Source organism: Streptomyces sp. NPDC050743 (assembly GCF_044456925.1).
Lineage (GTDB): Bacteria > Actinomycetota > Actinomycetes > Streptomycetales > Streptomycetaceae > Streptomyces.
Genome location: NZ_JBITGJ010000196.1, coordinates 1 through 8,098 on the forward strand (window position 1 = coordinate 1; position 8,098 = coordinate 8,098).

Consider the following 8,098-nt stretch of genomic DNA (forward strand, 5'->3'; position numbering starts at 1 on the left):
ACTCATGTTGCTCTTGCTACTCACTACCTGTGACTGCTTCCTCCGGGACCATCCGTCCCAGTATCAAGCTGTCCGGCCGGCAGGGGGAACCTCACCCTGATCCGTCTGCTGCAATGGGCCCAGCGCCACTGTCTCGCGGTCGCAGTCGAGGACCTCGACTTCACGGCCGAGACAACCCGCGAGAAGCACGGCCGCCGCAAGAAGTTCCGCAAGCTCATCTCCGGCATGCCCGTCAGCCGGCTGCGGGCTCGGCCGGCCGGCATGGCGGCCGAACTCGGCATGCCCCTCGTCGCCGTCGACACGGCCTACACCTCCAAGTGGGGCGCCCCAGCACTGGCAAAAGCCCCTCACCGCCAAACGTCACAAGACCACGCGCCACGACGCGACCGCCGTGGCAATCGGAAGGCGCGCCCTGGGACACCCGATCAGGCGACGGACGGCACCGCCCCCACACGACCGGAGCGATCGTATGGGGCCTCGGACCATCCAGGCCCGACCGGGCACCCCGGGGTGCGAGGGAAACCGCCCCCGCATCGGACCACGGACCCCATCCGTGCGCGCCGGACGCTGAGCGAACGCGGTGGACCAGAACTCCCACCATCGTTCGGGACGTTCGGCTGAGCATGAGTCCTGGCAACTGGACTCACGCCCGCCCAGTCTCCAGGAACGGTGAGAAAGGCTTTTGCGCCTGGCGTTTGAGCCGCTTCGCCGCCCCGTCCGGGAGCAGTTGGGGGGACTCTCCCTGGGCTGACGCTGCTCCGGTGAATGAGGGCTGGAGGGCGGCTTGCCGGCCGGGGAGACGTATCGAGTCTCATGCGCGTCGGATGACCAGCACGGCCACGTCGTCGAGGTGGTCCACCGCGGCCACCGCGTCGAGTACTCGGTCTGCGGTCGCCTCGACGCCGAGCCGGTCCTGGAGGGCTCGGCCGGCCAGCGCTCCCGCTCGCTCCAGTCCGGCGTCCAGGGACAGGCTCGGCCCTTCGACCACACCATCGGTGACCATGACCAGCGCGGTGCCCTCTTCCAAAGTGAAGGTCTCCTCTGGGTACTCGGTGCCAGGCACGATTCCCAGGACCGGGCCGGCGGGAAGTGTGCGGATGGTGTGGCTGCCGTCGTCGCGTGCGTGGAGCAGTGGTACATGGCCGGCGCTGGTGCCGATGACCTGTCCGTCACGTGGATCGAGGTGCAGCATGGTGCAGCTTGCGAAGCGTGGCGCGTCCATCGCGACGAGCAACTCGTTGGTACGCGTCAGCACCGTTCCCGGGTCAGGCTCGTGCGCGGCGATCGCGCGCATGGACGAGCGCACCTGGCCCATGAAAACTGCGGCATCCACGTCGTGCCCTTGAGCGTCGCCGATTTCCAGTGCGATCGCACCGTCGGGTAGGAAGAACGCGTCATACCAGTCTCCGCCGATATCCAGCCCATCCCGGCTGGGCTGGTAACGGGCGGCGATCTCCAGGCCTGGTAGGTGCTCCGGCAGCGTCGGGAGCATGCTGTCTTGGACCGCCATGGACAACTCGACGTGGGCTTGTTGCAACCTGATGGCCCTCAGTGCCTTGCCTGCCAATTCGGCCAGAGTCGTCATGAAGGCGAGGTTCTCTGAGGACGGAGGGTGCTCACTGTCGTACCTCACCACCCAGGCCCCGAGCGGCCGGTCGCCCACCGGGCTGAGGGGTGTGATCGACAAGGCGGTGCCTGGGACGGGGCGCGGCAGGGGCAGACCGTCATCATTCAGCCACCGGCGAGCAAACTCCTCGTGGTTGTGGAAGAACTGCGCCTGACCGGTACGGATCACGTAGGGCAACGGCCGGTCCTCATCCAGCGACAGGCCGAACAGAGCATCAACCTCCCACGTGGGGATCCCGGCATCCGAGGAGACCCGCAAGCGGCCATCGTCGACGAGTGCGAAGAGGGCGCCGGAACCTCCGACGGCCGCGGCGAGCCGGGCCAGGACAACCTGCTGCAGTTCCTGCTCGGTGGCGGCGCTGAACAGGGCGGAGGAGAACGCGGTGATCCCGTCGGCGCGCTCCCGCTCCGCGCTCGCCTCGGCCAGCGTCTCTCGGCGGTGTGCCTCCGACTGGGTGTCGTCGCGGATCACCGCGAAGACCCGTTCGGGGCCGCCGTATCCCAACTGGATCCGGCGGACCTGGGCTGCGAGAATATGCCAGCCATCGTGCTCGGTGAGGAAGCGCGACCTGATCCACGGGGACTGGGCGGCGGACGAGCGCACAAGGCGCTGCACGTCCTTCCGGTCATCAGGGTGCACTCGCCTGATCATCTTGGACCGGGGCACCGACGCCTGCGGGAAGAGCGCGGCCAGGGCGGGTGCGCCACCCAGCCACTCCACCTGGTGCTCATCGGGGGAACACATGCAGAGGCCGAGGTCGGCGGCCTTCGCCGCAAGCTGGAATGGGATCAGCAGACCGCCGAGGTCGTGTCCCGCGTCCAACGAATGCACCCACACAAGCCGCTCGCCGCTCGAGGAATCCGTCACCGCTCGCGCCTCGACGAGGCAGACCAAAGACGCGGTGCTCGTGCCGGGAAATTCCAGCACACGCATCGCAAGCCTCTTCGTCGTGGCCCCGTGCGTCAGCAGGCCCTCAGCCGAGATGCGCTGGTCCTCGGGGAGTAGATCAACGAAGCCATGACCCACGCACTGTTCCCACGGCCTGCCCAGTTGAGTGGCCATCGGGGCGTTGAGGGAGCGGATGACACCGTCCAGGGTCAAAAGAGCCGACGGTGTAGCCATCTGAAGAAGTTCGTCCGAGGCGTCCATTTGCCGCTCACTACCCATCGTCGAGCGATATGACCTCGTCGTCCTTCAACAACACTATCTGCCGCAGAGCAGGTCGCGTCCACCAGCAGTGGCATGCAACAGGGCGCAAAGCAGGACACCAGCCGACAGCAGGCTCCCTGTAGGGAGATTGCCGCTGTGGTGGAATCATTCCGTGCGCTGCAGTGGTGGAGCGATGCGATCATCAACCTCAACGGGATCGCCCGGGCAGCGTGGGATGTAACGCGCGTGCGTATCGCGATGCAGACGGCACTTGAATCCAGCGTTCCAGCCGGGTGCATATTCCAAGCCGTCGTTTTTCGGATTTCTCGACACGTCTTGTGCCGCTTGTGCGCCGTGCGGAGGCGCGTCGGCCGCACCACCGGTCATGCAATCCTCAGGCCGCGGCATCGTAAGGCCCTGGCCGATCGGGTCGCAAAGATCTGCAACGAACTCCGGTATCGGCCGCTGTCATAGGACGCAGCCGGCCGATCTGGACAGCGTCGGCCGCGGCGTGCATCGATGGGCGTGTGGCGCTCACGGACGAACACTGATGATCGTCTTCCCGGTGATCCGCTCGGTCGGATTGAAGGCCGCAACGGCGTCATCGAGGGTCGAGACGTTGCCGATGTTCGTCCGCAGCCGTCCGTCCCGCACCCGCTGGACGACCTCACCCAGTTGGGCACGATCGGGCACGACAACGAAATCGATCACCAGGCCCTCCGCTGGACGCACCTCAGGCGGGCCGGCGATGGACACCAACGTTCCTCCGGCGCGGATCACGCCCGCGGACCGATTCCCGATGTCTCCGCCGATGCCATCGAACACCAGATCGACCCTGCCGACCTCTTCCAGGGCGTCGTTCTCGAGGTCGACGAACTCCCGCGCGCCGAAGCCAAGCGCCGTCTGTCGATCGGCGGTACGTCCGGTGCCGATGACGTAGGCGCCGGCCTCTCGTGCGAGCTGCACAACCATCGACCCGACTGCGCCGGCGGCGCCATGCACCAGGACGCTCTGCCCCGCCTGAAGGCGGCCGTGCTCGAACAGTCCCTGCCATGCGGTCAGGCCCGGCATCGGCAGACTCGCGCCCACCGTGAAGTCGACGTCGGCCGGCAGCGGCGCGAGGTTACGCGCCTCGATCGCCACATACTCCGCCAAGGTGCCGCCCCGATGCCCGTCCGCGAGGCCGAACACCCGCTGGCCCACCGACAGCCCCCTCGTGCCATAGCCGAGAGCGGTGACCACTCCGGCCAGCTCTTGCCCGGGAATCGACGGCGTCCGGTCGCGGCCGAAGCGATCGGTCCAGGTCGAAGGCCACGTCAGCTCACCCGGAGTGAATCCCGACGCATGAACCTGAACGACGACATCGTTCAGCGCTGCCTGCGGCTCGGGCCACTCCACCAGCGTCATCCCGGCCGTTCCCGCAGCCTGATCCGTCACCACAATCGCCTTCATCCCGCGCCTTTCTGTATCCAGTCCACGCCTGCACGGCCTTCTCGGTCCGACAGTAATAGCGGCACCAGACCTCGGCGTCTTACCACGCTGATCGATAGGGGTGGGGCCCGAGGGCGTCGAGGAACAAGCGCAACAGCGAAATGAGGTAAGACGGCGCGAAGGATCGACGCTCATCACATAGGTGCAGACGCAATCCGGTAGACGTTCTCCCTCATCGGAAGTCGCGTGGTGTCCCACGAGGCGTGGGAGAGGCCATCCCCCACACCGCGTTGAAAGGAACCCTCATGCATGACAGCTGGGCTTGCTGGCATGACCGCACCGATCACCGGCTCAGGCCACGGCATTGGCACAGCGATCGCGACCGGAGTGGCCCAGGTCGGAGTCGATGGTGGTGCGTAGGAGGACGGTCTTCTCGGGGCACAGGCACTGGCCTCCAAGCGCTTGGGTGGGCGGGTAAGTGGTTTCACGCACTTGCTGGCAGTCGCTGATCAGCCCAGATGACTTTGCCGTCCGGGAGGTGCCGGGTTCCCCATCGGCGGGACAGTTGAGTGACGAGGAAGAGGCCGCGGCCGTGTTCGTCGGTGGAGCGCGGGTGTCGCACAAGCGGGTGGCTGTGGCTGGCGTCGGAGACTTCGCAGGTCAGCATCTCGTGCCGGATGAGGCGTAGGCCGATCGTGCGATCGCTGCTCCAGTCGCCGTTGCCGTGGATGATGGCGTTGGTGAATAGTTCGCTGACGATCAGCTCTGTGGACTCGGCTAGGTGTTCCAGCCCCCACTGGGTCAGCTGCCGGGCAGAGAGAGTTCGGGCACTGCTGACGACGGCGGGATCGCTGGGGAACTGCCAAGAGGCAACCTGGTCCGCGCTCAGCGAGCGGGTTCGGGCGAAGAGCAGAGTGACATCGTCGCTCGGCGGCTTGGCCCGCAGTGTGTCCACCGTCGAAGAGCACAGATCGTCCAATGGGAGATCGGGCCGTGCCAGAACCGTGCGCAAACGGTTCATGCCGACGCTGATGTCCTGGTCGCGTGCCTCGATCAGACCGTCGGTGTAGAGGGCGAGCACGCTTCCTTCGGCGAGTTCCAAAGTTACGGACTCGAAGGGGACCAGTCCGAGGCCGAGCGGTGCTCCGGCGGGCAGGTCGGGGAAGGTGACGTGGCCGTCCGGGTCGATGACCGCGGGTGGGGGGTGGCCGGCCCGTGCCATGGTGCAGGTACGGGTGACCGGGTCGTAGACGGCATACAGGCACGTGGCGGCCATCGTGGTGGTGGCCGGGTGCCGGGGGTCTTCCGCCTCGGTAAGGCGGATGACCTGCTCGTCGAGGCGGGACAGTACTTCGTCGGGAGGCATGTCCATGTCCGCGAGGGTGTTCATGGCGGTGCGGAGTTGGCCCATCTTCGCCGCCGCGTTGATGCCGTGTCCCACTACGTCGCCGACGACCAGGGCGACGCGGGCGCCGGAAAGGGGAATCACGTCGAACCAGTCACCCCCGACGCCGTGGTGGCTGTCGGCCGGCAGGTAGCGCCAGGCCACATCCGCGGCAAAGCCGCCCGTGGGGCGGTGGGGGTGCAGCAGGCGCTGCAGGGCGAGAACCGCGGAGCGTTCGCGCACGTATTGGCGGGCGTTGTCCAGGGCCAGCGCTGCCCAGCTGGCGAGCTCCTCGGCCAAGAGCAGGTCGTCCTCCTCGAACGGCCTGGGGTCCTCCGTCCGCACGAAGACCGCCATGCCCAGCACTGCGCCCCGGGCGTGGATCGGGACGACCATCAACGAGTGCATGGCGTGCTCGCGGATCTTCTCCGCCCGCGCCGGGTCGAGGTGATCGAGCCATGTGCCCGTGGATGTGTCCAGCATCGGCTCGAAGTGGGATTTCCCGGAGCGCAGGACACCGGTGAAGGGCGAAGCGGGCGGGACGAAGACCGGCTCTCCGCGAGCGAACAGGGACTCCGGCGTTCCCGGGTGGATCGAGGCCAGGCCCGCACGGCGGAAGACGGGGATGCGCTCGTCCTGCGGGCCGAGATGGGCCAAGGGCTCCTCGCCGTGCTGCACGGACTCCGCCAAGTCGACGGTGGCGTAGTCCGCGAGGTACGGCACGGTGAGGGCGGCCAGTTCCTGCGCGGTCTGCATGACGTCCAAAGTGGTGCCGATGCGCCTGCTGGCCTCGCCGAGGATTGCCAGACGCTCTCGCGCCCGCCGGCTGTCGGTGACGTCCACGCTCACGACGCACACGCCCAGCGCGCGCCCCTGCGCGTCGTCGAGACGGACGTAGGACGCTGTCAATATGCGGCTGCTTCGCACATTCGCCGGCACGAAGGCCTGGTACTCCACGTTGATCGCCGGGTCGCCGCTCTCCAGCACCTGGCGCATCACTGCCTCCAGCGTTTCGGTCTCCGTCCCGGGCGCTGCCTCCGTCAGCCTGTGGCCCAGCCGCTTGGGGAGAGGGATGCCGTCCTTGGAGCCCTGGGTGTCGTTCACCCGGATGCAGCGCAGGTGCGTGTCCCGTACGACGACACCGACCGGCAGGCAGCTCGGCAGCGGCAGCGTAGCGAGCAGCGGCTCCGCCACTGTGGCCTCGGCCTGCCACGCGAGAAGCAAGGCCTTGTCGGTCGCGCAGACGACCCACCAGTCCCGGCCGTCCTGCCCGGACAGCGATGACACGCTCATGCGCACATCGATGCTGCGGCCGTCGCGGTGGCGCAGCTGCGCGAGGTCGGACCAGCAGCCCCGGAGGGTGCTCTCTTGTGCGGCTCGTGAAGCTTTTGCTCGGTCGTCAGCGGCCACCAACAGGACACCGGCGGACCGCCCCACCACCTCCGCGGCCGAGTAGCCCACGAGCCGCTGAGCGGCCTGCGACCATCCGACCACCGTCCCCTGCGCGTCGAGGAGAGCTATCGCTGGGCAGACTGTCTCGATGGCCGTCTGAGCCTCGGAGACTGCTGTCTCTGCGGAAATCATGCCTATTGCTCTTCCCTTCTACGTCCCCCCGGCGATGCGGTCCCCCGACTACTCGGCTGTAGGTGGATGGATAAGTTGAGGGCAGGAGCGATCCAGCTCCCAAGCACGGCAGGCCACAGGCGACTCACACTGCCCCCGATGGTGGCTGCGGCCGTGGCCTCGGCCCGTCAGACGTGCTCCCACGGGACCCCTGTCGGGGCCCGGGTGCAGCGGGCGGCCCTCGGGGCCTGACTGCACCACCGCCACAGGGAGACCATCACGGTGCCGTGTCCAGGCGGATCATGGCCTGAGGCCTCCGGGGCGAGCTTCGCCCAGTCCGGACGGCGCGTGTGCTCAGGGAGGCGCTGCGGGCTTCCGTGTGCTGCGTTCGCAGTCATGCGTGCAACGCTACGCACCCAGTGGCACCGGAAATATGGTCCATTTCTATGACATATTCACAGACCAATTCTGCGGACACAGCAAGATCCCGATCTACGAAGCCGGGACACTAACCCGCTCCCCACCGTGGCGCTCTGAGCATGCGACGTGGCGCTCCGGCTTCGCGGTGTAAACGGTCTACTCGACCAGCTCTACATCCAGCCGACCAGCGAGTTCGGGGAGCTCATCGGCAGGGGCGGCCACACCTTGGTGTGGGGCGGATCGATAGCGGGCTGATGAAGGTCGTCACCGACGGAGTAAAGGCGTCGGGAGTACGGCTCACGGGAATCTCAGTCGAGATCTCGCTGAACGGAATTCACGGTTGCTCACCGTGTCCTGCGCGGCAGTGGTGACGCCCGGCGGCGTGGGGGCGTTGGACGAAGCGACCGAGGTCCTGGAGCTCAGGAAGCATAGCGTCTCTAATCAGCTAAGCGATCCCATGCGGACCGTGAGGTCTGACACGGGTTCTGCCCACCTGGGCGGGGAAGCATGAGCGTGGAGATGGA

At 67.2% G+C, this 8,098-nt stretch carries 3 protein-coding genes and 2 pseudogenes; 2 read left to right on the forward strand and 3 right to left on the reverse strand.

What is annotated here, in order from left to right; genetic code table 11:
• Nucleotides 1-96: 96 nt before the first annotated feature.
• A pseudogene (locus ACIBJF_RS50625) lies at nt 97-673 on the forward strand (transposase); the annotation flags it as partial.
• A 138-nt stretch (nt 674-811) separates the two neighbouring features.
• Here the strand turns inward: ACIBJF_RS50625 and ACIBJF_RS50630 are convergent.
• The 3 genes from ACIBJF_RS50630 to ACIBJF_RS50640 all read right to left on the reverse strand — a co-directional run bounded on the left by ACIBJF_RS50630 (nt 812) and on the right by ACIBJF_RS50640 (nt 7,175).
• Nucleotides 812-2,776 carry a SpoIIE family protein phosphatase gene (locus ACIBJF_RS50630; protein WP_399184660.1) on the reverse strand — a complete coding sequence of 655 codons (1,965 nt, stop codon included), beginning with the start codon at nt 2,774-2,776 and terminating at the stop codon, nt 812-814.
• Between the two features lie 534 nt (nt 2,777-3,310).
• On the reverse strand, nt 3,311-4,228 hold the full coding sequence (locus ACIBJF_RS50635) for an NADP-dependent oxidoreductase (RefSeq protein ID WP_399184661.1): 918 nt from the start codon (nt 4,226-4,228) through the stop codon (nt 3,311-3,313).
• 463 nt (nt 4,229-4,691) lie between these two features.
• Nucleotides 4,692-7,175 carry a SpoIIE family protein phosphatase gene (locus tag ACIBJF_RS50640; RefSeq protein ID WP_399184662.1) on the reverse strand — a complete coding sequence of 828 codons (2,484 nt, stop codon included), beginning with the start codon at nt 7,173-7,175 and terminating at the stop codon, nt 4,692-4,694.
• A gap of 525 nt (nt 7,176-7,700) precedes the next feature.
• Between ACIBJF_RS50640 and ACIBJF_RS50645 the strand changes: the two are divergent.
• A pseudogene (locus ACIBJF_RS50645) lies at nt 7,701-8,004 on the forward strand (LOG family protein); the annotation flags it as partial.
• Between the last annotated feature and the right edge of the window lie 94 nt (nt 8,005-8,098).